The organism is Streptomyces iakyrus (genome assembly GCF_000717055.1).
Taxonomy (GTDB): Bacteria; Actinomycetota; Actinomycetes; order Streptomycetales; family Streptomycetaceae; genus Streptomyces; species Streptomyces iakyrus.
The window spans coordinates 290740-313770 of sequence record NZ_JNXI01000001.1; the positions used below are offsets into that span (position 1 = coordinate 290740).

The window sequence follows — 23031 nt, forward strand, 5'->3', positions numbered from 1 at the left end:
TTCTAAGCACCCCCCTTCGGGCAGGGGGACTTACGGCGCATCAGCTGTGACGGGCGGGCCCGAGCGAGGGGATGGTGAACGGGTGGCCGCCGTCCTCGGAGCCAAGTACGTCAGGAGCTTGCGCCGGATCTGGACCACCAAGCCGAAGAGAGGCCGGACAGCGGTGCCCGGCAGGCTGGGGCCAGGTGGACAGCGACGGCGGCGACGGTCAGGCCGCTCGGCTTCCTGCGGCCGCTCCATTTCGCGCCCCCTGGATCTCGCTTTTTCGGGTGCACCGCGCCAGAAGGGGAGCTTGTTCTGGATCGCCGCAGGTCACAGCCTTGGCAAGGGTCGTCAGGACACCCGACGTGAAACCTGGGACAGTACTTGTGAGCAGCGGATTCTCTCCGTCGGGACCGAGTAGATGACTCAGAGGCACCGGAGAGACGTTTCAGCGGTCAGAGACGTTGCTGGTGGGGCGGGTGGGACTCGAACCCACGGCCGACGGATTATGAGTCCTTTTCTGATCTTCCGATCCGGCCCCACTCTTGCCTCGATCTTCCTATAGCCGCAGGTCAGACGCACCTCGCCATTCTGGCTCTGCGCTGGCCTTCCTGATCCTTCCGGGTCCTTCCGTCCACTGCGTGTCCACTGGCGGTCTCCCGAGAGCCTTCCGGGAGGAGGCGCTTGGGGACGTCAGCTGGATCAATGCAGGTTGAGCGTGGGGGAAGACGAGGTCTCGAACTCTCACGCAGCGGAGTGCCTTACAGATGGAAAGGACTCCGCCCCCTTCGCCCGGGGGTGGAGCCATACGGCGTTTCTACTGGTCAGCCGCCTGCGGACAAGAGTACCGAAGTCGGCCCCGAGCAGGGCGAGCATGTCCGCCCGGCTGCGTGCTGACACGCTGGTCGAGGGCATCGACGGCCACTTGTGACCCGCCTTGTTTCCTTGTGAACTTGTCGCATGCACCGCTGGAAAGCGTTGAACGATCGACAACTCACGCTCCTCAGGAAAGTTGCCGCCGGCGAGGATCCCGGCGCCCAAGATCCGGGCATGCGGCGGTCAACCTATGCGCTGCGCGATCGGGGTCTCGTGACTGTGAGCCGCCGGGGTGGCAGCTGGCGGACGGAAGTTACTGAGGCAGGGCGGTTCTACCTGCAGCACGGTCATCATCCGGAGCATCCGGCACACGGGCGCACGGCTGCTGGTGAGTCGAAGGCACCGGTTACCGTGGCGAAGGGCAGGGTCCGCGGCTCCACGACAACGGCGACAGCTCATGGGAGCAAGCCAGCGACCACCCATAAGAAGCAGCCAACGCCGTACAGCGAAAGGCCCATCCCCGTCGCACGCCGCGCAAAAGCGACCAAGCTCGTGGAACGATTGGTCGCCGAGCGCCATGTGATCATATCAGAGCCTGACGAGGATGAGATCACCGAGTGGCGACGTGTCATCGACTTCGCCAAGCGGCACAAACTCGCGCCGGCGGGCAAGCGCATCGAGAAGCAGCGACTGTGGAACGCTGGCCGTGATCTGCAAATCTCGTTGGTAGACGGCCCACATGCCAACTCTGGGCGGAGGTCCCCAGAGGAGAACCCGCGGGTTTCAGTCCCCGGGCAGTTGCGCTCGCCGCACCGCGTCGTGGCGGCCTTGCGAGACAGCGAGCGCCGGCTTCTTATGCCGCCCTCTCTGCGTCGCCGTGCTTTGCTGCTGCTGCAAGGGCTCGCAGCAGAGGCGGAACGCCGGGGATACAAGGTACGCGAGCAGCGGGTCCCTGAGCGTGACCACCGTTCAGCGCACTATTACAACGGCCGGTACTTCCCCGCGAGTTGTCGGGAAGGGGTGCTGGAGATCGTTATCGACGGCTTCACCAGCTGCGTCACTATCAAGCAGGAGTTTCCCCAGTCTGCCGATCCAGACCGCTCTCAGCAGCTCGCTCTGGACATTGGGTACAGCCGGTCCAAGAGGCAGCACCACTGGGGCGACCGCAAGCGGTCGAGACTCGAGGACGTCCTCGGGATCGTGCTCCGGGAACTGGAGACTCGCGCGGTCGAGGAGCAGCAGAGGAAGCTGGATGAGGAACGCGCGAAGGAAGAGCGCCGCATCAGCTGGGAAGCGGCCATGGCTAACGCCAGAGAGAAGGCTGCTCAGGCTCGCTTCGCAACGATTCTCCGTGAGCAGGCAAGGCAGTGGCAGGATGCGCACGCGCTCCGCCAGTACTGCGACGCTCTGGAGCGCAGGATCAATGTAGCGGTGGACGAGGACGTCGACGTTGAATCGGCTCGTGTCTGGTTGCGGTGGGCGCGCGACTACGCGGAGACCCTCGACCCGCTGACACAACTACCGACCATGCCGTACGGGCTGACGTTCGAGCCGGAAGATCTCAAGCCGCACCTCAACGGGTGGAGTCCATACGGTCCGGAGGCGCACGCATCGGCTTGGAGCACTTTCTGAGGGGAGGCGTGCCTCGCCTTTGTGTAGTGCGGGCATCGCTAGCCACACTCCTGACCGATGCGACAGGGCCGCGCCGTCTGCACCCGAGAGCGCGCCCCTGTCGGCGGTGAGCAGCCATGGGGTCTCCAGGCGGGTGGCCCCGGCGGTTGCCGGGGCCACGGTGTCGGTCAAAGGGTGTCAAGGTCCGGGCGGCTTGCGGCGAATTCCGCCGCCGCGTCGCGGTACGTCGCCAGAAACCGGGCCGGGTCGCATTGCATGCGGATGCCGTCTAGCAGCAACTTGGCCATCGTGTAGCCGGGGTAGATGTCGAGGGCTTCGGTGAAGGCATGGCTCGCGGTGACGGTGTCGCCCTGTCGCCAGGCGACCCATCCGAGGAGGGTGAGGAGGGGCGGTGCCTTTCCGGCGTGCGGCGGCACGCAGCGCCGGGCGAGGTAGCCCCACAGTTGCCGCTCGTAGGGAAGGTCGCTCTCCTCGCCGGTGGACAGTGCGGCGTCCCTGGTGTGCGGGTCTTGCAGGCCGAGAATGATGCGGGCGGCGATCTCGTCCTTGAGCTGGGGACGGCCGTTGCGGAAGTCGGCCAAGGCTCCGGTGATGATGTCGATAGTGCTGTGGCGGGCGAGGAGACGCTCGTCTTCGGTCAGGACCTGGTCGTAGTGGTGGCTGGTGGCTGCGTCGAGGGCTTCGCGGTAGCACATCGCGGTGGTGTCGGTGACGGGGCGGTACTCGCTCGCGACCTCGACGGCGTGCCGGAGGTGTGCCGCGCGGTGGGCATGGCCCTCGCGGGCGGAGGCGAGCCAGTCTCGGGGGTCTTCGGCGTCGATCGTGCCGAGGTGTATGCCCGTGGCCAGCTCGTAGTCGGGGTCGGTGGTGATGGCGTCGCGCAGGGCGAGCCGCGCGGCAATGAGGTCGCCTTGCCGCCAGGCGACGAACGCGAACAGCGTCAGGATGGGCACGGCCTGCTGCGTGAAACGGTTCGGCGCAGTGCCGGGCGAGGTAGGCCCAGAGGCGTCGGGCGTAGGGAAGGTCGCCGTCCTCCGCGTGCGCCATGCCGGCCTCCACGGCGGCGTCGTCCTGCAGGCCGACGATGAGCTGCGTGGTTAGCGCGCGGCTGAGGACGGTCGCGCCGTCACGGAACCGGCTCATGGCGGCGTCGATCTGCTCCAACGTCAACGCGAGCGTCGTGTCGCGTCCGGCGTTAGTCGCGCACCGCGAGTTGAAGTGGTCGGCGGCGGTGTGCAGGTCCTTGAGGAGGGCGGGGTCCGCCGTGGCCCGGAACTCCTTGATGATGTCGCGGGTGCGGGGGCCCGGGGTGCGACCAAGGCGGGTCATCTGCGCAACGACGCTGGTGGGGTCGTCGGGCGACGGGAGCGGCTCGCCCTCGCAGCAGCCGTCGATGTCGCACTCGTAGGCCCACCACCGGTTTGCGACGAGCCCGATCGTCTGGAGGACGGTGGCGCGGTGCTCCGTGAACTCGTTCGTGAGCCAGGTGCCGATGGGGGCCAGGAGCGCGGCGGTGTCCTCTGGGCTCTGGCCGGGACGCGGTTCGCGGCACAGGTAGATGATGACGCCCTGGGCGGGGTCATGCCCCTGGTCGTGGGCGTAGGCCACGAACTGACGGGCGGCGTTCTCGGCGGTGGCCTGCCACTCGGCGCTGTCGCCGGGGAGGGGGCACGTCATGGTCGGCCCGTCGTGGAAGTTCGGGCCGGGGGCGTGGAGCGCGATGCTTTCGTCCGGGTAGTGGCCGAGGAGGTACGGCAGGATCTGGGCGAGGTTGGGCAGGCTGGTGACGTGCACGGTGTTGTCGGGCGTGCTCACTTCTGGGTTCCTTCGTTCTGCGATGGCGTGTCGGGCTGCCCGATGCGGGCGGGCGGCTCGGGGGCGGGCATGCCGCGTGGCTTGTTCGTGAGGGCGGGGAGCAGCCGTTCGCGGACGAGTGCGGCGAGGTCGGCGGCCAGGGCTTTGCTGGTGCGGGTGGTCAGGACGGCGTGCCAGGTGCGGCCGGGCTGGAGCCGGGCGTCGTTGGCGGCTTGTGCTTCGGCTTGCTCGATGTCGGTGCCGTCGGGGATCGGCGGCAGGTCGGGGCCTGCGGTGATCCAGGTCTGGATGGCGAGGCCGCGGGATTGGACGCGCAGGCCGATGCGGTGTCCGTCGGGGTGCTGGTAGGCGGCGGTGCGGTCGGGGGTGTCGGTGTCCTCCTTGCTCCACGGCGGGTCGAGGGCGGGGGCGATCTGGTCGAGGGGCGGCAGGTCGATTTCGTCGCGGGGTCCGGCGAAGGCCGGGCGTCGGCGGCGCGGTACCGGGGTGGTGCCGGGTCGGTCGAAGGGGTCGGGTTCGGTCACGCGGCGTTCTCTTTGCTGGGCATGAGCTGGTCGACCAGGTCGAAGGCGCGGCGCCAGGCGACGATCGTGCTGGCGGTCTCCATGTACCGGTCGCGCTGCTCGAAGGCTTCTTTGGCTTCAGCGCGGGTCTTGGCGTAGTCGTCGTCCGGTGCGAGGGAGTCGGCGCAGCCAATGAGGCAGCGCGGGCCGAGGTCCCAGATGATCGCGTTGACGGCGGCGCACCCGGCGGACAGCGAGTCGATGTCGTTGCCGTACCAGTGGAAGTCGTGCGGGTTGAGGCCGAGGTCGCGCAGGCGTTGGGCGACGGAGCGGAACATCGTGCCGGAGCCGACGGCGGGTTCGCGGAAGGACATGCCTGGCTTGGCGAAGTCCTCGTCCACGGTCATGTTGGCCATCAGGTCGGTGATGCACGCCGGCGTGTGGTACTCGCCGCGCCACTTCTTGTCGCTCTTGTGGCGGAGGCCGGTGAGCAGGGGGCTAAGGACGTCGGCCTCGGAGCGTTGCCAGGGGTCGTCGTGGCCGGTGAGGTCCATCAGGCCGGTGTTGATGGCGGCGCGGGTGACGGCGTGCACGGCGCGGAGCTGCTGCTTGTCCGGGTTGGGGTTCCAGGCCCAGTCGTGGAGACGTATCGCGCGGTTGATCAGGTCGGGGCGCTTGATCCAGTGGCCGAGGTAGATCTCCTTGAGCAGTTGCGGGAGTTGTTCGGGCTGGAGGTTGAGCACCCAGTCCGCCAGGCCGGGCACGTTGCGCAGCAGGGAGAGCCCGGCGACGGTGCCGAGGGGGACGTCGATGCTGCTGCCGCCGAAGGACTGGTACCAGGCGTTGAGGACGTTCTCCGAGATCTTGCGGGCGTGCTCGTGCGGGTCGCGCGGGGCGGCGTAGCGGCGGGCGGTGATCTTGCTGGTGGGGCGGGCCTTGGACTTGGGCGGGGGCTTCTTCGCCCACGATGGCGCGGGCCGCGCGGCGGTGGCCGGGATTGCCGCGCGGGGCAAGAAGTCGTCGGACATGGCTACGGATTCCTTTCTGCGGGCGCGCATGGGGCCGCCCCGGTGCGCTGGGCGCGGCCGGGGCGGCGTGTGGATGAGGTGAGGAGCGGGATTAGCTGGTCTGCTGGAGGTCCCGGAGGGTGGCGAAGATGCCGCGGACCTCGACGTCGTAGGCAGCGGCGGGGTAACCGGCTTGACGCAGGCCGTTGATGAGGAACATCAGGGCCGCCTCGTCGGCCTCCATGTCCTTGATGAGCTGGTCGAAGCTGGTGTCGCGCAGCTCGTCGGGGCGGTGCTCGTAGCCGATGCGCAGGGTCTCCTCGATCTCGACGAGGGTCGCGGCGGTCTGCTTGTCGGTGAGGCCGAGCAGCGTGGCCCAGGCCGCCAGGGTCGCGTCGTCAACGGGGAGCTTCACGGGCTGATGCCTTTCTGGTGGGCCGCGCCCGGCCGCAGGGGGCGGCCGGGCACGGGCGGGGTCAAGAGGCGGGGGCGGTGGGGAAGGGGTTGTCCCGGTGGTCGGGGTGGCAGGCGGCATACAGGCCGCCGGGGAGGCGTTCGGTGATGACGCCCCATCCGGCCCAGCGCATGACGGCGAGGTAGCCGAGGTCTCCGCCCGCGAAGCCGGTGCGGCGCTTGGCACCGGGGTCGGGGGCGATGAACACCCAGCCGGGCAGTTCTCCGGTGTCGTCGGGCAGGACCTGGAAGCCGGGGCGGAGTTCATGGATGCCGTCGGTGTGGATGGGCGGCAGTCCGGCGGCGGTCAGGATGCGTACGGCGGCCTGGACGTGCGGGTGGCCGTGGCATTCGGGCCGGGTGCCGACGCCGGTGTGGATGGGCCGCTCGTACGGGAGGCGGCCGACGGCGGCCTTGTAGATGTCCATGAGGAGTTGGGCGTCGTCGCGGCGGCCGGCGTGGCGCATGGCGAGGTTTGCGACTATGGCGATGGAGTGCCGGTCCTGGGTGAACAGGCGGTGGAACTGGTCGAGGGTCATGCCGGTGGTTACCTGCACGCGGGCGAAGGTGCGTGAGGCGAAGCGGACGGCGTGGGCGACGTGTTCGGGGTCGAGCCCTATTTCGTGGGCGAGTTGCCGGACTCCGGGCGAGTAGGTGTCGGTCATGGGTTCTCCAAGAGGCACTTGCGCGTATGGGTGCGCCCCCGGCGGTTGGCCGGGGGCGCAGGGTGCTGCTGGGGTTCGGGGGATGGTTAGCGGCGTCCGCCGCATCCGGCGTGGCCGCAGCCACCGCAGAAGCCGCCGCTGTTGCACTCGCAGCCGCATCCGTGGTTCTGGATTTCCATTCCAATTCCCCTTTCTTTTCGAGCGTTTCTCGAATTCGTTACTTATATCTTAATGGCAAATACCCCAGAAGCAAGGTGCCGCCGAACGAATGCGCATTTAATTTCCGCAATTCAATTCCCTAATTTGCGGCTGCCGGAATGAGATCAGGCCAGCGGACGGCCTCCAGCGCACGGCGGTGCGAGTCGGGCACGGGCACCGTCGGGTAGCCGAGCCAGTCGAGTCCCATCGCGGCGAGGATCGTGGCGTCCGCCTGGTCGTAGCGGCCCGGCCCTTCGCACGGGACGCCGTACCGCTCGACGGCCACCGAGCGCACCATGCCCTTCGCGATGCGGGCCCAGTCCTTGCGCGGGAAGTCCTGGGCCGGGTTGGCCCGGCCGGTCGCGTAGATCGTGCGCCCGTGTGGAGTCACGACGGCGTACGGGATGCGGTGCCGCCACAGGTACTGCGTGACCAGCCACCACAGCCCGGCCAGCTCGTGGTGCCCGGCCTGCCCGCCCTGGGCGTACGCGGCGCCCTCGACGACCACTAGATCCGCGCCGTCCTTCACGCTCAGAGCGACAGCCGTGAGCAGCCAGTCCAGCCGCTCGTGGCTGCGGCGCCGGCCGGGCCGGTACGCCCGCGCCCAGTCCGTCCCCGCGATACCGGTCGAGGTCAGCGACAGGTCAAGGCCGACAACCCGCGGCTGCCACTCCCCCTTCTCCTGCACGCTCGGCAGGGTCACCGGGGCGCTTTGAAGTTCGGCGGTCACCGATCACCCTCGCCGATTGCGGCGCGATGGTCGGTGATAAGCCGGTTGGCCTCAGCCATGGCCACAGTCTTGGCGCGGGCCGTCCACTCGCCGTCGTAACTGCCGGGTGGCCCCCACAGGTACCAGCCGGTGTCGTGGTAGCCGTCCTTCGGATTCCTGCGGCGGTAGCTCAGTTCCCACCAGCCGTCGCGCCAGCGCCACAGGCGCTTCGCGTCCGGGTCGGGCACCCAGCCGGCACGCTCGGCCAGGGCCTGGAGACGCGCCACGTCGGTGCGCAGCATCGCCGCTTCGGCGGCGGCGTCCAGGTCGCGCGGAGCGGTGCACTCGTCACCGCCCGCCTGATGCCCGGGGGAGGAGGGGCGAAGGCCGAGCTGCCGCACGGCCTCGTCCCTCTGGCGCGCGACGCGCCGTAGCAGACGGGCCGCGCCAACCATGTCCCGCTCCTCCAGCCACTTCGCCGTGGCGTCGATCTCGACGCCCACGGAACGGTCGTTCATCTCGAACTCCTTCGGCGGGGCCGTCCGGCGCGTGCCGGGACGGCCCCTGGTGTGCAGCGGGTTACGGGCGGGCGGCCTTGGAGGTCTTGGGGTCCTTCTGGATGCAGTTGCCGGACTCGGGCATCGCCCGGCGGCCCGCGACGAGGTCCTGGAACCGGGCTCCGGGTCGGAACTTCACGACCCGGCGCTCAGCGATCTCCACCGGCTCACCGGTCTGCGGGTTGCGGGCGGTACGGGCAGGGCGCACCTCGGGGGTGAGGCTGCCGAAACCGGTGACGGAGACGACTTCACCGGCGGCGACGGCGCGGACTATCGCGTCGAGCGCGGCCTCCACGGCGTCGGCCGCCTGAGCGCGGCTGCCGGTCGTCTTCGCCACGGCCTGGATGAGCTGGGCCTTGTTCACAGAGGGTTCCTTTCGATTCGGCTGGGCCGCAGGAGTCGAGGGATGGGCGCGCCACGCGGCGGGCCACGGGGTCAGCCCGTAGCCGGGGTCCGCGACCTGGTCGCACCCCGGAGCATCAGACCTCACAACATGATTCATAAATGTCACCTATCTCGGCTCAGTCGGGCATGCGGACAAGGAACTTGCCGACCGCGAGCACCTGGGAAATGGGCAGGGTTACGGCCGCGTAGTCCGCCGAGATCAGCCGCGGCTCCTCGCCGGGGCGGGGCCGGGCGGGCACGACCCACGCCGTACCCGTCCGGTCCGCGTAGCGCGCCCCGACCTCGAGGAACTGCCCGGCGAAGAGGAACAGGCGGGTGCGCAGCGACGACGACCAGCCCTGACCGGGCTCCGGCCCGTCCCACCCGTGCGGGGTCTGGAGGCCGAGGAAGTCGGGTCCGGCACTCACCAGGGTGCCCACCGGTCCAAGGGAGCGGAACTCGATGGCCTCGCCGTTGCCGCCGGCGCTCAGCCACATGGACAGGTCGTCGGCGTTGAGCTGCACGGGGCGCCCCTGCGCCAGCGGGTGTTCGCGGGCGTCGAGCACCAGGCGCAGCAGGGCGCGCCAGGGCAGGCGGCCGACGTGGGGTGCGGCGGGGACGGTGAGCTGCGCGACGCCCTCGGTGAAGCGGAGCAGCTGGTGACCGTCGCTGGTGACGTGTTCGACGGTGACGGTGTCGGACGACTCCAGCCAGCCGCGGAGCGCGGTGGCGTCGTCGTAGCCGACAGGGGCCGTCCACACCCCGCCTGCGACGGGAGTGCGGGCGACGGCGAGCGTCCGGTCGCTGCACGCGACGGCGTGGAGGTGGCCGGGGGTGCAGTCGAGGATCAGGGCGTCGAGGTCGCCTGCGTCCTCGTCCGCCCTGAAGCGGTGCGGGGCGGCCTGGTCGAGGATGGCCGCCAGATCGCGAGCCTTGATGGTGAACATGTGGTATCTCCGCAGGAGTTGTAGGGGTGGTGATCAGGCGCCGGAGGCGCGCTTGCGGGCCCGGCGGGCTTGCTGGGCGAGCCGTCCCGCCTCCAGGCACAGGGAGCAGGCGCGCTCCCCGCGCCGGTTGTGGGCACGGGCACCGGCTTCAGTGCCGTGGGTGATCGGGCGCCGGCCGCGCTCGCGTAGTTCGGCGGGCTGAGCTCCCTCGCAGGTCGCGAGGACCTGGCCATTGCGCCAGAGCCGCCCGCCGCACACGCCGTCGAACAGGCTCGTGCTCGGCATGACCAGGTCGATGCACTGCGAACGGAACGCGCAGCCCTGGCAGGCCGCGAGGAGGGAGAGGACCAGCGGCTCCGTCGGGGCTTCGGCCGCCGTCTCCTCGGACGTGAAGCGGGTGTCCCCGGCGCAGGGGGCCTCACCGACCCACCCGTTGCCGCTCATCTGTTCCTCCTCCCGTCGGCTAGGCGGTCGGCGGCAGCGGCATCAGGCGGACCTGATCGCTGACGCTGGAGCCGTGGGGGTGGGCAAAGCCGCGCGGTACCGGCATCAGGTGACGGTCGGCCAGCGGCGGGAGAAGGAAGACCTGCGCGGCGAGGCGCGTGAGAGCGTCGTCGCATGCGCGGCTGAGGCGTGGCCGGGCCACGGGGACGGGGGCGTCGCCATCAGCCTGTTCCTCGATGACCCCGATGACCCGGCCCCCGCCCGCGCTGCCGTCCACGACGATCGCCGTCGCCGCAGGGTGGTGCCCGCGTATCAGCTCGGCCACGCGGGCCGCGCGGTCGACCGGGGGCAGCCCCAGAAGCCAACTGCCGTCCATGCCCGTGTTGCGGTGCACGAGCGCCCACGCGGGTGAGGTCGGGGGCAGGAGCGCGTACTCGACGTCCAGGGTGATGTCCGAGTCGATCTCGTTGAGCGGATGGCCGGTCTCGGTGCCGTCCCACAGCCAAGGGCACGCTCCCAGCGGACTCGGCTGCTCGCCGAGCACGCCGTGGACGGTGACGGCGCGGTCTTCGCCGCTGCGGTCGAAGGCCACGTAAACGGCCTCGGGGCAGCGGGCACGGATCTTGGCCGCGAGGTGATCGATGATGGCCAGGCAGTGAGCTTGCTCGGCTCGGCGGAGCGCGAGCGACAGCTCCTCCCGCTGCTGAGCAAGGATGGCCACCTGGTCGTGTGCTGACGATGTCATGGCAGGGGTGTCCCTTCTTCTTGGGGATGGGGTCAGGCGAGGACGGGCTTGAGGCGTTCGCCGATCCACCGGGCGACGTTGACGCTCACCGCGTTGCCGGCTTGCTGGGTCTGGGCGGCCTTGGAGCCGACAACCTCGTAGGTGTCGGGGAACCGCTGACCGCGCAGCTGCTCGCGGGGCTGCAACATGCGGAAGTAGCAGTCCTCGATCTCGGGCGCGCTGCGCACGACGGCCGCAGAGTCGCGGGTCGACAGCGTGTGCAGGGGCTCGGCCGCGGTCTTCGGCGCTGCCTTGCGGTACGGGATTACCAGCGTGTTGCGTGCCCGGGTGCGGACATCGCCGTCGGGCACGACCAGGCCGTGGTGACGGGCCGTGGCGATGGTGCTCAGCGGGGCGCCGATCGGCGCGGCGTCGCAGTTGTTGCGGAACTCCACGATGAACGGGTCCGCCGTGACGAGGGCTTCGCTCTCCCGGGTGGTGCGGGTGCGCATCGGCTCCCCGACGGGCGAGGCCGTGTCGTTCCACGAGCCGCCGACCGGCACCAGCAGGGCTTCACCGAGTTTGGCCGTGCGGGTGGGCAGCGGCCGGGCACACGGGGCGAAGGCCCGGTCGGTGCCGTCCTTGCCGTGCGTGAGCGTGACGACGGACGGCTCGTAGGGGAACTTCGCCAGTCCGGCCGCGATGCGGCGCATGGTGTTGGGCACCAGCGGGCGGGCGCGGTCCCCGATGCGCTGGCCGATGTCGTCCCACATGATCACGTCGGAGGCGGGCCGGACGTACGGCTCTACGAGCGCGTGGCGGCAGCGGCTGTTCGGGCAGCGATAGTCGTACTGCTGCTGGTACTTGCCGACCTTCACCCGCGGGTCACGCCAGCTCTGGCGTGCTTTGACGTCCCGCCCGCACTCGAAGCAGTACGCCAGCGGGCGCGGCGCGAGGTCGGGTCGGCGGATGCCGGTGAGGGTGAAGACCAAGTACACGCGGTCGCGCCACTGCGGGGCGTACGGATTGGTCTCCGACCCGATGTGCGCGGAGGACACGGAGACGATCTGGACGCGGTAGCCGAGTTTCTTCATGGCGCGGATCCACTCGGGGAACAGCAGCCAGTCGGTGATGAACTCGACGACGTTTTCCACGACGACGCACGGGAACCGCTTCGCCTCGGCGGCGCGCAGCACGCACCAGGCGGTTACCCGGGTCATCTCGAAGGCTTCCGGGGGCAGTTCGCGCCACTGCTCCTCTTCCTCGAACAGCGCGTCCTGCGCCGGGTCGGGCCGCTTCTTCCCGCCGGCGGGGCTGACCTCGGTGCAGATCACTGAGGCCCACAGCACGAGGGCCTTGGGGAGCCAGCGCATGGGGTAGTTCTGGATGTCGGCGCAGCGCGCCGCCGCATTCGGGTGGTTGAGCCCGAACGTGTCGACGGCGGTCTGCCAGTGGTTGATGCCGAGGATGGGGTCGAAACCGGCTTCCAACAGGCCGGTGGCATCTCCGCCCGCTCCGCAGAGCAGGTGGATGGATCGGGGCACGGTCTTAGGTCTCCAAGAGGCAGGGGCCGCCCGGCCCGGATGGTGGGCCGGGCGACCGTTGTCAGGACTCGTCGGAGGCGCGTAACGCGCGGTGGTGGCGGCTGTCCTCGATGCCGAGGGCGGTGAACCCCAGCAGGCCGAGGGCGCACACGATCAGCAGCCAGATCACCGGTCCGCGCCCCCGGTGGGGCGCGGTGCGCGGCGCGGCCGGTCAGTCATCGCTGCGGGTGACGCGGACGGTCGTGATGTGTCCGGCGCACTCGAACAGCGCCAGCGGGTAGCCGTCCGCCTGGGACCGCTGCCAGACGCGGCGGTAGCCCTCGTGGTCGGTGAGCCGCTGGGACCACTCCGAGAAGCGGGCGATGGCGGTGGCCGCGCCCTCGATCCCGGCGGTCTGGTTGTGGCTCGCGCCGTACGGCGCGGTGTGCGTGGCCGAGACGATCAGCCGGGGTGCGCGGCGGGGAACGTCGAGGGCGTCGATGCGGGCGAGCAGCGGAATGAGGCTGTTGCGGTGGTGGCGCTGCGGGCCGTTGGGGGTGGAGTCGTACAGGACGGTGTGCCTGTCCGCGTTCTCCACGTCCTGGCGGACGGCCGTCCAGCCATTCACCTCGGCGGGATCGGCGGGCAGGCTGTGCTCGGAGGCAATGATCAGCTCAGTGCCGTCCCGCAGGTCGGCGCGGACGAAGAACTCGCCTCCTCCGGCGGTCTCGATGTCGGTGACCCAGCCCGCGTAGCGCAGCGGGGTGATGACTTGGCCGTAGCTGTGGAAGAGCCGCTGCCACAGCGGGTCGGTGGTGCGGTTGTGGTCGGGCAGAGCCGCGATGGTGGTGGTCATGTGTTGGTCTCCAAGAGGGTGTGCACGGCGGGCGCGAAGAAAGCACGCCCACCGTTGAAAAATGTCACCTATCTCAGGTGAAAGCGGTTGTCAGACGGTGGGCAGTTCGCTGCGGGCGAGGATCTGCACCGACCACATCCGGCCGCCGGGGGCGACGACGCAGCCGATCGCGCGCCCCTCGTGGGGCAGGACGAAGCCACTGCCGCCTTCCTCCTTGCTCAGGTCGCTGACGAGCTCGCGGACGCCGTGTTCGGCGCACTCGGCCGAGCAGTAGAGGTGGTCGCCGAGGCGGGGTGCGACCGGCGCGCCGTGGATCACTTCGGCGACCACGACGTAGGCGTCGGGGGCCGGGGTGAGTGTGTCAGTCAAGGTGGTCTCCAAGAGGTTGGCGAGTTCGGCCAGTTCCGAACTCATGCTTATATCTTAATGGCGTACACCGGGGCGTCAATGTTTCCGATCTTGTGAACGCCCATGTTTATGCCGGGAGTTGGCGCCCTTCTCGCGCCCCATTCGAGCCAGGTCTCGCACTCGTTGGCGGGCCATCTCCAGGGCTTGCGGGTCCGTCTCGGCAACGCGCCGCTCCTGCTCGGCGAAGAACTGCCGTAGCCAGTCCTGCTGCTCGCGATGTTCGTGGTCGGCCGCTTCGCGCCGCTCCTGCTCTCTCCCGGCACGCGGGTTCGTCCCGCACCCCCGGCAGTTCCCCACCGGCTCGGCGTGCTTCGGGCAGCCCGCCCGCTGCGGCTCTCCGCGCTCCGCCTCCTGCTCCCCTGCGGCGTCAGCCGTGGGGGTAGGGGGGTGAGGAAGAGAAGAGGAAGAAGGAAGAAGAGAAGGGGTTTCCCCAGGGGAACCCGCCCGGTTTCCCGAGGGCAACCCACTGGGTTCCCCTGGGGCAACCCTGCTCGGAGCGTCGTCAGGGTTCCCCTGGGGCAACCCTGGCTCCGAGGCGGCCTCGGCGGCTGCCCGTGCCTCTTCACGTGCGGCGACGTCCTGCTGGGTCCGGGCCGCCGACGACGGCTTGCGGCGCGCGGTCTTGCGGGCCAGCCGGGGATTGGTCGGGGCACGCTGCGCCGCCCGGCGCCGCTCGATCAGCTCCTCCGTCGACGGGATGGGCGGCACGCCGTGCGGGAACACCCGGTACTCGGCGCGGCGGCCGACACGTCCGACCGTGACCCGCTCGACCAGGCCGAGGCCGACGAGCTGCGTCACCACCGTGATGACCTGCTTCTCCCCTACGCCGGCCCAGGCCATCATCCGCTCCAGGCCCGGCCGGGCCAGCCTGGTCTGGTCGTCGGCCGAGTCCGCGATCTTCATGAGGACCAGCTTCTGCGTGGTATTGATCACCTCCTTCGGCAGGTAGGCGGCCACCACCATCAGTTGGATGCTCACCGGCACCTCTCCGTGTTCCGTCCGGTCCCCGCCACGCCGGGGCAGGGGCGGAGCACGCCGGCTCCGCCCCCGCCGGGTGGCGCGATCAGGGCTTCTTGCGCGCGGTGACGTTGATGCTCACCGCGGTCCGCCGGTCGTGGTCGAGGCGCGTGGGCACGGGGATGCCCACCTCCTTCAACGTCGCCTTCATCGACGCCGCGTCCGGCACCATCGGCACCTGAAGCCCCGCACGGCGATACAGCGCGACCATCGCTTCGACGTCATCGACCTTGGTCGGGTTGCCGCCGTTCCACTTCAGGACGTTGTCGCCGTAGACGCCGGGTTCGGAGCCTTCGAGCTGGGCGCGCAGGAACTTCTGCCGGTCCTTGAGCGGCTTGATCTGCTCGGAGACCTCGGCGTACTCGGCCAGCACCTTCGCGCGGTCCTCGTCGTCGTGAATCAGCTGTCTCTGCGGTGAGCGCCCGGCTACGAGCGGCCCCCAGCACGCGGTGCGGAACGGGCAGTGGTCGCAGATCGCGGAGATGCCCGGCCCCTGGAAGGTGCGCGGCAGCTCCTCCGGGGAGGTGGCGGCCCGCACCTGCTGAACCCACCAGCGGGCACGGCGGGCACGGTCGGCCTCGTAAGCGATCTCCTGAACGTGGTCGTCGCCCGAGTCGCGGTTGATGAACCGGAAGCGGATACGGGCGACCGGCACCGGCCCGAGGTGGGCGAGCTGCCGCTGGCCCCGAACGCTGGCGAAGCCTTCCGTGCCGAGCAGGTCGGCGTACAGGTAGACCTGCCGCAGCTCGGCCTCGCTCGCGCCGTACCGCAGGACGCTGTCCCACTGGTACGTGCTCTTGGTCTTCACGTCCTCGACGGTCGTCTCCTCTGCCGGGAGCGCGGGACGCAGCCGCTTTGGGAGCCGGGCGGCGGTGGCGCTGTCGAGCTGGACCGCGTCGATGTGGCCCCGGAGTGTCTGGTCCTCGACGCGGCGCTCGACGAGCCAGCCGTACTCCTCGCGGGCGGCCTCGAGTATCCCGGCGTGCAGCCAGGTCCCGAGGATCGCCTTCCGCTTCTCGCCGACATCAGTCGGGGTGCGGCCGTGCAGGAGGTATCCGGCTCGGCGGGCGCACACGGTGTCGCTGGCACCGAGCTTGGTCTGCTGGGAGCGGGGGCGGCGTGCGTCCGCCGCGTGAGCGGCGGGCCACAGGCTGACGGGCCGCTCCGGCGCGATGGCCATAGTGGTCACGTTGATCTCCAAGAGGATGGGTGCCGCCCGCCGACAGCAGGCGGCATCCGGTGTCGTCAGGGGTCAGGCGTCAGGAGGCGCGGCGGGGTGCGGAGGCCCGCTTACGCGGGGTGCGCTTCGCCGGGGCCGGAGCCTCGTCGGACTCCGCGGCGGTGTCCGGCTTGGCCTCCGGGGCGGCCTTCTTCGCGGCACGCGCCCGCTTCCTCGGCGCGGGCTTGTCCGTGCTCTCGTCCTGGCCCCCGCCCTGGGAGTCCTCGGTGGACTCGTCCTTCGCGTCGCCGCCCTTGTCGGTCCCTGTTTCGAGTCCGGCTGCCTCGCGCAGGCGCCGGGTCGCCTCTTCCGCCTCGCGGACGACGGCTTCAGCGTCGGCCCGCGCCATCTCCTCATCCACGTACACGCCGGACAGGTCCTGCGGTGCGGCCATGCGCAGCGCGCCGGCCTCGGCGCACTTGCGGAGCATGTGTGCGGGCATCTGCTGCCACATCTTCGCCACGACGTACGCGCCCTGCTTGCGGTCGTAGTACGTCGGGGCGAACTCATCCCAGCGGGCGATGAACGGGAACCTGGCGTTGCCGCGCAGGACGGTGACCTTGACCGCGGCCGGGTACGCCTTCGACAGCCAGACCTCGTGGGCGTTGCCCTCGGAGTCGTAGTAGACGGTGTCCTCGTACGAGATGGACTCCCCTGCCTTGATAGCCGCGCGGTGGGCGACCGTGCGGAAGCCGTCGATACCGGTCTGGATGGTCCAGGTCTTCTCCGGCTCGTCGGGGTTGTCGGCGGCCTTCCAGTTGGTACGGCCGATCATGTAGATCTGCCGCGCGAACGGGTCGAGGCCGGACCGCACGCAGAAGTGGAAGAACAAGGCCAGCTGGGCACGCGGCGCCTGGGCGAGTCCGGGGCTGATCAGCGACAGCGCGGCCACCTGACGCGCGTCGAACTCCACTTGGTCGGCGCGCAGCACAACGGCGCTCTGGGACACGCTGCGTTCGGGCAGCACCTCGGTGGCGGTCAGGGGTGGGGCGCTGGACGGAGCGTCGTCACCCTGCTGCTCGGTCGGTTGATTCATGGGTCGTTCGTCTCCAAGAGAACTGGGTCAGTCGGTCCGCAAGGCGCGGACCTCGAACGCGCCCGCCCACTCGGGGTGGCGCTCGATGAGAAGCCGGACGTACCGGCTGCGGAAGTTGTTGTTGAGGCGGAACTCGTCGCCCTCGGTCGCCGTGACGTAGCGCCAGCGCAGGACCTCGAAGAGCATCCCGATGCCGACACGGCTCGCGCCGCGCTTGAGGTAGTCGGCAGTCAGGGCCTCCAACGCGCGCAGCACCCAGGGGTTGAGCTCGTGGAATGTCTCGAACTGGGCCTGGATCGACGCCGGCTGGCCGTCCGGCTGCCTCACGGTGTGGATGACCAGGCCCGGTATCTCGTCCTGGACGGCTGCCATACCCACCCCCTGGTGACTTCTTTCAAGAATGTCACCTATCTTGCGGGTCGACGGACAGATGATCAACCCCACCGGCTACAGGCGCGACTTCACATACTCAGCCCGAGGTCAGGCGGAGGCTCGCTCGGCCGCCTCCTCCATGCGCGCTTCACGAGCCTCGTTGGCCGCCGACGTGGCCTGCAGGGCGTCGATGGCGACGTTGGACTCGGGATGCTTGAGCACGTAGAGGGAGAGGGCCCCTTCGACAATCAGGGCCTCGCGGGCATCCATGACCGCGATCTCGTCGCCGCCCGGCGTGACGATGAACTGCACTACTACCTCCTTGGTGAACTGCGGACCCTCATGGCGAGGGGTTACTTATATCTTAATGGCAGTTCGAGGCTAAGTACAGTAATTGCGCAGGTCAGAGGGCATTTCGGGCGTGGCGGCCTCGGGTCAGTACGCGACTGCCAGGCCCGTCGTACGTGCCGTCGCGCAGGGCGGAGACGACCGCTTCGTCCACGTCCCAGGGCAGGCCCCGCGCGCTCTCGCGGAGCTTCGGAACAGCATCGAGGACGGTGTCCAGCATCCAGAGCATCGACCCGGACAGCAGCCAGTCGTGCTCCGGGAACCGCCCAGTCGCGATGGTCGTCGCCAAGTTGCCCTGTGCGGGCAGATGGAACAGCTCGATGATCTCCTGCTGGCCGATGATCGGTGGCAGCTCATCCCCCAGATCCGGCTCCCAACCCTCGCCCTGCTCCGCGATGATCCGCGACTTCACGTCCAGGTCGACCTGGCGGAACCGCGCCGTGGTCGCTCCCCACCGGGCAGCGAAGCCGAGCGGCCAATACCGCACCCCACTGACGATGATGGCGGTCTCCGGATCCAGCACGCTGCCACGGCTCGGCGCCAGCCACTGCGCGACCTGCTTCGGATCGACGCGGTACAGCGCGGCGAACTCCTGGTGCCCGACCAGATACGGCTTGCCCCGACTCATCCCCGTCCTCCGGTGTCTGCCCTGGATGCAGAGGGCAGCGTAGCCGTACGCGCACGCCGGCATGCGCGGCGGTCGCTGCTATGGTGGCGGCGGTCTTTTCTCCAAGAGGCCCTAAGGCCCCCGCTGCGGCGGGGGCCGTGTGCGTTGCCGCGCGCTCTACGCGCTCTTGCCCTCGGGCTGGTCGGCGGTGGAGCTGAGCCGGGTCGAGCCCTGCTCCTTCCTCTGTCGCGTGAACCGCAGGGCGTGGATGGTGCGCCCGCCGGTCACTTCGCGGAAGGCGGTCGCCACCTCGGCCTTGGTCAGCCGCCGCCCTCCCAGCGTGAACAGCGGTCCGTCCGTACGGGCCCCGATCAGCTCGCGCAGCGCGTTGGCCGCCGACACGGTGATCCCGGCCTCGTAGACGCCGGCCTCCTTTGCATGGCGGATGACAACCAGGCGATCATCCAGCTCCGCGTCCGGCACGTCGAACGCCAGGACCTCGTCCAGCCGGACCTCCGACTCCCAGAGCAGCTGCCACACCGACCGGATGGCGGCCGGGACCGCCGGGTTCGCGAGCGCAGTGTCCACCTCCAGGTCGGTGACGAGCAGGCTTGTCGTATGCATGATGACCCCCAGGCCGCAGGAACAAGTGCGCCCTTACGCTATGCGCGCTGTCGGACAACACCGCTTGACAGCAGGGGCGTTCGTCTCAGCCGCGGGCCAGGCTGAAGACGGTGAGCACCACCGCGGTGATGCTGGCCAGTACGGCGACGGTCGGCAACGGCCACCTGGTCTTCTCCAGCGCACTCACCCGTTCCTCCAGGTCCTCCAGGGCCTTGTCCGTTTGGTCGCTACGCTGGACGAGCAACGCCAGCTGTCCGTCTATGCGCGCGAATCCGACCTCCAGCGCCTGACGCAGCTCTGCCAGGGCGAGCGCGACCTGCCCTTCGGGCACGGCCTTCCTCCTCTCCTCTCGCTGCCCGGCGGTCAGTGCTTGGGCGTGGCCGGGTCGCGCTTGAGCGGGAGCCACGAGGCCGTTCCGGGCCTGCCCAGGACGGTGCCGAGGGTGGACTTCAGCGCGCTGAGCGCGGCGGGTATCGAGGAGACCGCCGCGGCCTGCCACGCCGACAGGGACACCATGTCCGTCGTGCTGGAGGCTGCCATCAGGCCCAGCAGCGACTGGAGGTAGGTGGCAATCGTGCGCTCGGCAACGTCGGCAAGGGCCTGCGGCATCGTGTCGTGCTCCTGGTTCGGGGTGGTGGGGGTCGGGTCGAGGGCACCGGCCTGGTGCGGGACGCGGAGGTCCGCCCAGGTCTGCGGGCCAGGAATGCCGTCGGCGTCGGCACCGTGGTGGCCGCGCTTGATCTGGTAGGCCGCGTACGAGCGGCGGTGCGCGTCGTTCCACACCGGACCGGGCGGCGTGTCGTAGGAGTCGCAGCCTTCGGCGATCAGCCGCTTCGCCATCGCGGCGATCACCGGGGACGAGCGCCCTTCGCGGAAGAACTGCTTGCCCGGGTACGCCGCGTACTTCGGTGTCGGCTTGGGCTTCGGGTCCGGCTTCGGCTTCGGGTGGGGCTTCGGCTTGCCGCCGTCCTTGAGGTGCCGGGCGACCCGGGCGCGGAATTCGTCCATGTCGATGCCGCCCGGGTCCGGCTTCCCTGGCTGCCACTCCTTGTGGCCAATGACGGAATGCTCGTTCCAGCCGTGCGCGCGGCAGATCGCCGCCGCCGCCCGCGCCATCGCGTCGAGCTGCGCCGCCGGCCACGGCTGGCTTCCTGTGTTGATGCACTCGAAGCCGTAGAAGTGCCGGTTGCCGTCGGTGTCCGCTTCGTTGTCGCGCGGCAGGCTCGTCTTCTCGGCGATGACCGCGAGCATGACGTCTGTGTCCCCCATGCCTGCGTGATTGGTCCGGCCGTAGCCGACCAGGTGGATTGTCCCGGACCGGTCGATGACACCATGGCAGAGGGGACCTGGAAGATCCTGGTAGCCGACGCGGCAGAGCTCCACCATGTCCTGCTCGGACGTGTACGGCCCGGTGTGATGGATCATGACGCCATTCGCGGGGCCCCAGTTGCCGTGGGTGTTCCGGTTGTGGGTGCGCCATTTGCCGTGCTCGACCACGCCGAGCCCGGCGCCCTTCAGCACGGACAGGAACCTGTCCGCGCTCAGCGGTGTAGCCACGCGCTTCGTCCTTCTCCCCTGCGCCGGATGGCAGTCGGCCGTGGCCGCCGCGGCGGTCCGGTCCCTCGGGAGTGCGAAGCGGGTGGAGGGTCACCCAGGGCGTCATGCTACCGGCGGCGCACCGGCCGATTGTCGGGGCGCGCAGCTGGTCAGGTGTCGGCGCGGTCAGTCCGGAACGACGTGCTGTCGAGGCTGATCCATGACGCGCGGACGCTGCCGCCGCCCTGCACGCGCAGCCGCACAAGGCCCCTCGGGTCGATGCCGAGCTGGAGGCTGCGGCGTGCCGCGTCGGAGGCGACATCGACCGTGCGCGGCGCTTCCGGCCAGTACCCCTCGGGCAGCAGCGCGACCAACTGCTCGTCGGCGGCCCGGCCGCCCGCCAGTCCGATACGGCCGCAGAACTCGGTCGTATCCCAGGGATTGGCGCGGAACTGCGGCGGCTGCTCCTCGTCCGGGACGGTGGTGTCGCCGGTCAGCGGAAGGTCGCGCCACTCCGGATACGGCGCGCGGCGGGCGCGCTCCAGGGTGACGACCCGCTGCTCCAGCTTGGCCAGTCGGCGGCCGAGGTCTGCGATCGTGTCCGGCACCTACTGCTCCTCTCCTTCGCCCGTCTCGTCCTCGGGCTTGTTGGTGCGCTCCAGCTTCAACGTCACGCGCTCGGCCGTCTCACCCTCGCCGGGCCGCACCGTCCAGCCGACGATCCGGCACCAGCCGTCGTACTCGGTGTGCGGCTCGAACAGGCGAATCCGTACGTCGTCCCCGATGCGCAACGCGTGGATCGGGGCCGCCGGGTGATCGATGATCTCCAGCTCGGTCAGCGAGGGGAGAACCTGGCGGGCCAGCCGTTCGCGGCGGGCCCGCTGCTTCAGCTTCGCCTCGTCCTTCTCGTTTGTCTCCAGCCGGTGCTCCAGGCGCAGGCGGCCGTTGCGCACGCCGTCCACGACGACCTTGCGCTTCTTGCCCTCGCCCGCGCCGAGCCCGATGACCCACTGGGCGTAGGAGTCGGCGTCCTTGATGACGTGCGGGGTGCCGACCACGTTGGCGCCGGTGGTGAACGTCAGGTCCTCGCGGCGTCGGCCAAGGCGCGGCGCACCGAGGATGATGCGGCGCTCGGCGCGGCGCCCGCGCCATGCCACGGTCTCCGACCACTCCAGGCCGTCATCGATCTTGGCCATCTCGTCCACGATCTCGCCGAGGTTGCGCGGGTCAGTCTTGGAGGTGGTGTACGGGTCCTTCGCGGTGCCGGTCTTCGCCTTCGACTTCGTGTCGTCCACGACCACGCCGAGGTTGCCGTCCGGCTGCGCCTGCGCGTAGGCCCACACATCGCGGATCACTTCGCACGGGTCCGCTTCGATGTAGGGGCCGCGGCCGTCAAGGTTGCCGTGCAGATCGAAGCGGCGGTGGAGGTAGCTCGTGAACCCGGAGGCTTCGACGGGCAGGGTGTTGCCCTCCGGTTCAGCGCGCCAGAGCAGCCCGCCCCAGTCGAGGCGGGCGTTGCGCTCGACGAGGAGCACCGTGTCGCCGGCGTCGAGTGCGTCGCCAAGGGAGCGTCGGAACGCGGTCGGCAAGGTCGCCTTCAGTGAGCCGGGCCCGGATATCTCCGGGCCGTACTCGACCTCGTTTATCGGCAGGTTCCAGTGCAGAACATCGCCGGTCGCGGCCCGCGCGACGATGTAGCGGTAGTCGGCCATCGTCACGCAGGCCCTTCCGTGAACGCGACGTCGAGCGTAACCGTCGTGCCCTTGGCCACGCTCAAGTCACCGTCGCCGTACTTGTCGTTCTGGTTGATCTCGACGGCCAGGTGCTGGCGGGTGCCCCGGTAGGCGGGCGGCACAGCGAGGGTGTCGGCCAAGGTCACGGAGGAGCGGCGGGTGGTGGTGCCGTCGTCGTCCACGACGGTCGGCTTCGCGGCGCGCTCTCCGAGCCGGGTGCGCAGCTCGACGTACACGGAGCCCGCCTCGGCACGCAGGCCGGACAGAGTGACGACGATGGCGGCCTCCGTCGCCCAGGCGGGGATGTCCACGTCCCAGGCAGCTTTCTTGGGCCAGGCCGCCCACTGGCCGTGCTTGCCGGGCACCTTCTCCGTGGTCTCGGGGTGCGCGGTGCGCAGCGTGCGCTCGGTGCGCGGGTTGGCCAGCCGCCGCAGATCGGTGATCATCTCGGCGGTGATCGTCGCAGTGTTCCGGGGGATGGTGAGGCGGGCCAGCGGGATCGCCGTCATCTCCCTCAGCGCGGCGGTGTCCTGCGAGCCGATGTTCTGGATGAGGTGGAAGTAGCCGATCTCCTGGCGGCGCGGGTCGCGGTCGCCTTCGAACTCCGGGTCCTCGATGCGCAGCACGAGTAGGTCGGCGCGGGCGACCGGCCCAGTCGGCGGCACGTCGACCACGGTGTCGCCGATGTTGGACTGGGTGTAGGCCCCTTGCCACGGCCGGGCGCCGTGGATGAGAGCGGAGCCGTCACCGATGCGGACACCGGGGCCCGGGGTCTCCAGGGGACGGACCTTCAGGTCCTCCCCGCCCGCGACACCCTGCCGGCCTCGGGCCAGGTCGCGGATCATCAGGCGCATCGCGCGGGCGGAGTGGTCGGCCCCGCGCACCATCATCGGGGGTTGCAGCGTCACGAGTGCTC

General features: G+C 69.9%; 26 protein-coding genes and 2 pseudogenes. 1 reads left to right on the forward strand and 27 read right to left on the reverse strand.

Annotated elements, in window-relative coordinates; genetic code table 11:
- Positions 1 to 942 precede the first annotated feature (942 nt).
- On the forward strand, positions 943 to 2430 hold the full coding sequence (locus tag OO68_RS01285) for a hypothetical protein (protein WP_033306189.1): 1488 nt from the start codon (positions 943 to 945) through the stop codon (positions 2428 to 2430).
- A 167-nt stretch (positions 2431 to 2597) separates the two neighbouring features.
- Here OO68_RS01285 and OO68_RS01290 read toward each other — a convergent pair whose 3' ends face one another.
- From OO68_RS01290 to OO68_RS01420, 27 genes and pseudogenes are all read right to left on the reverse strand, one after another.
- Complete coding sequence (locus tag OO68_RS01290) at positions 2598 to 3383, reverse strand: DUF4192 family protein (protein WP_033306190.1); 786 nt, start codon at positions 3381 to 3383, stop codon at positions 2598 to 2600.
- 16 nt (positions 3384 to 3399) lie between these two features.
- Positions 3400 to 4245: pseudogene (locus OO68_RS48570) on the reverse strand (DUF4192 family protein); the annotation flags it as partial.
- Positions 4242 to 4769, reverse strand: a complete 528-nt coding sequence (locus OO68_RS46670) for a hypothetical protein (RefSeq protein WP_033306192.1) — start codon at positions 4767 to 4769, stop codon at positions 4242 to 4244. The pseudogene OO68_RS48570 and the gene OO68_RS46670, both read right to left, overlap by 4 nt.
- Complete coding sequence (locus tag OO68_RS01305; RefSeq protein ID WP_033306193.1) at positions 4766 to 5776, reverse strand: N-6 DNA methylase; 1011 nt, start codon at positions 5774 to 5776, stop codon at positions 4766 to 4768. The genes OO68_RS46670 and OO68_RS01305 overlap by 4 nt, the downstream gene beginning before the upstream one ends.
- Positions 5777 to 5867: 91 nt before the next feature.
- Entirely contained in the window at positions 5868 to 6170 is a 303-nt protein-coding gene (locus OO68_RS01310; protein ID WP_033306194.1) for a hypothetical protein, read from the reverse strand.
- 61 nt (positions 6171 to 6231) lie between these two features.
- A complete protein-coding gene (locus OO68_RS01315) occupies positions 6232 to 6873 on the reverse strand; it encodes a hypothetical protein (RefSeq protein WP_033306195.1) in 642 nt (213 codons plus the stop codon).
- Positions 6874 to 7171: 298 nt separating this feature from the next.
- Positions 7172 to 7759: a hypothetical protein gene (locus OO68_RS01320; protein WP_106974248.1), complete on the reverse strand. Its 588-nt coding sequence runs from the start codon at positions 7757 to 7759 to the stop codon at positions 7172 to 7174.
- A 38-nt stretch (positions 7760 to 7797) separates the two neighbouring features.
- On the reverse strand, positions 7798 to 8298 hold the full coding sequence (locus OO68_RS01325; protein ID WP_033306197.1) for a hypothetical protein: 501 nt from the start codon (positions 8296 to 8298) through the stop codon (positions 7798 to 7800).
- Positions 8299 to 8359: 61 nt separating this feature from the next.
- Positions 8360 to 8701: an HU family DNA-binding protein gene (locus tag OO68_RS01330; RefSeq protein WP_051814239.1), complete on the reverse strand. Its 342-nt coding sequence runs from the start codon at positions 8699 to 8701 to the stop codon at positions 8360 to 8362.
- Positions 8702 to 8858: 157 nt separating this feature from the next.
- The gene (locus OO68_RS01335) at positions 8859 to 9668 is read right to left on the reverse strand and encodes a hypothetical protein (RefSeq protein ID WP_033306198.1); all 810 of its coding nucleotides are present in this window, start codon (positions 9666 to 9668) and stop codon (positions 8859 to 8861) included.
- A 33-nt stretch (positions 9669 to 9701) separates the two neighbouring features.
- Entirely contained in the window at positions 9702 to 10112 is a 411-nt protein-coding gene (locus tag OO68_RS01340; RefSeq protein ID WP_033306199.1) for a hypothetical protein, read from the reverse strand.
- Between the two features lie 19 nt (positions 10113 to 10131).
- On the reverse strand, positions 10132 to 10857 hold the full coding sequence (locus OO68_RS01345; RefSeq protein ID WP_157852648.1) for a hypothetical protein: 726 nt from the start codon (positions 10855 to 10857) through the stop codon (positions 10132 to 10134).
- Between the two features lie 32 nt (positions 10858 to 10889).
- Positions 10890 to 12380, reverse strand: coding sequence for a DNA cytosine methyltransferase (locus OO68_RS01350; protein ID WP_033306201.1), 1491 nt, complete (start codon positions 12378 to 12380; stop codon positions 10890 to 10892).
- A 211-nt stretch (positions 12381 to 12591) separates the two neighbouring features.
- Positions 12592 to 13215, reverse strand: a complete 624-nt coding sequence (locus OO68_RS42880; protein ID WP_051814241.1) for a hypothetical protein — start codon at positions 13213 to 13215, stop codon at positions 12592 to 12594.
- Between the two features lie 90 nt (positions 13216 to 13305).
- On the reverse strand, positions 13306 to 13629 hold the full coding sequence (locus tag OO68_RS46090) for a hypothetical protein (RefSeq protein ID WP_033306202.1): 324 nt from the start codon (positions 13627 to 13629) through the stop codon (positions 13306 to 13308).
- A 30-nt stretch (positions 13630 to 13659) separates the two neighbouring features.
- Positions 13660 to 14586 (reverse strand): helix-turn-helix domain-containing protein, encoded by a 927-nt coding sequence (locus tag OO68_RS01365; RefSeq protein ID WP_157852649.1) that lies wholly within the window; start codon positions 14584 to 14586, stop codon positions 13660 to 13662.
- Between the two features lie 100 nt (positions 14587 to 14686).
- Complete coding sequence (locus OO68_RS01370) at positions 14687 to 15820, reverse strand: PD-(D/E)XK nuclease family protein (RefSeq protein WP_033306204.1); 1134 nt, start codon at positions 15818 to 15820, stop codon at positions 14687 to 14689.
- Between the two features lie 79 nt (positions 15821 to 15899).
- The gene (bet, locus tag OO68_RS42885; protein WP_051814243.1) at positions 15900 to 16895 is read right to left on the reverse strand and encodes a phage recombination protein Bet; all 996 of its coding nucleotides are present in this window, start codon (positions 16893 to 16895) and stop codon (positions 15900 to 15902) included.
- Positions 16896 to 16922: 27 nt separating this feature from the next.
- Positions 16923 to 17267 carry a hypothetical protein gene (locus OO68_RS01380; protein WP_051814244.1) on the reverse strand — a complete coding sequence of 115 codons (345 nt, stop codon included), beginning with the start codon at positions 17265 to 17267 and terminating at the stop codon, positions 16923 to 16925.
- A gap of 108 nt (positions 17268 to 17375) precedes the next feature.
- Positions 17376 to 17579, reverse strand: a complete 204-nt coding sequence (locus OO68_RS01385) for a hypothetical protein (protein ID WP_033306205.1) — start codon at positions 17577 to 17579, stop codon at positions 17376 to 17378.
- A 91-nt stretch (positions 17580 to 17670) separates the two neighbouring features.
- Positions 17671 to 18243 (reverse strand): hypothetical protein, encoded by a 573-nt coding sequence (locus OO68_RS01390; RefSeq protein WP_157852650.1) that lies wholly within the window; start codon positions 18241 to 18243, stop codon positions 17671 to 17673.
- Between the two features lie 156 nt (positions 18244 to 18399).
- The gene (locus OO68_RS01395) at positions 18400 to 18846 is read right to left on the reverse strand and encodes a site-specific integrase (protein ID WP_033306207.1); all 447 of its coding nucleotides are present in this window, start codon (positions 18844 to 18846) and stop codon (positions 18400 to 18402) included.
- Between the two features lie 85 nt (positions 18847 to 18931).
- Entirely contained in the window at positions 18932 to 19177 is a 246-nt protein-coding gene (locus OO68_RS01400; protein ID WP_019753491.1) for a hypothetical protein, read from the reverse strand.
- A gap of 329 nt (positions 19178 to 19506) precedes the next feature.
- A pseudogene (locus tag OO68_RS01405) lies at positions 19507 to 20403 on the reverse strand (peptidoglycan-binding protein); the annotation flags it as partial.
- 149 nt (positions 20404 to 20552) lie between these two features.
- Positions 20553 to 20990, reverse strand: coding sequence for a hypothetical protein (locus OO68_RS01410; protein WP_033306209.1), 438 nt, complete (start codon positions 20988 to 20990; stop codon positions 20553 to 20555).
- Positions 20991 to 22100, reverse strand: coding sequence for a hypothetical protein (locus OO68_RS01415; RefSeq protein WP_157852651.1), 1110 nt, complete (start codon positions 22098 to 22100; stop codon positions 20991 to 20993).
- Complete coding sequence (locus OO68_RS01420; protein WP_033306211.1) at positions 22097 to 23023, reverse strand: hypothetical protein; 927 nt, start codon at positions 23021 to 23023, stop codon at positions 22097 to 22099. Before OO68_RS01420 ends, OO68_RS01415 begins: the two co-directional genes overlap by 4 nt.
- Positions 23024 to 23031 lie beyond the last annotated feature (8 nt).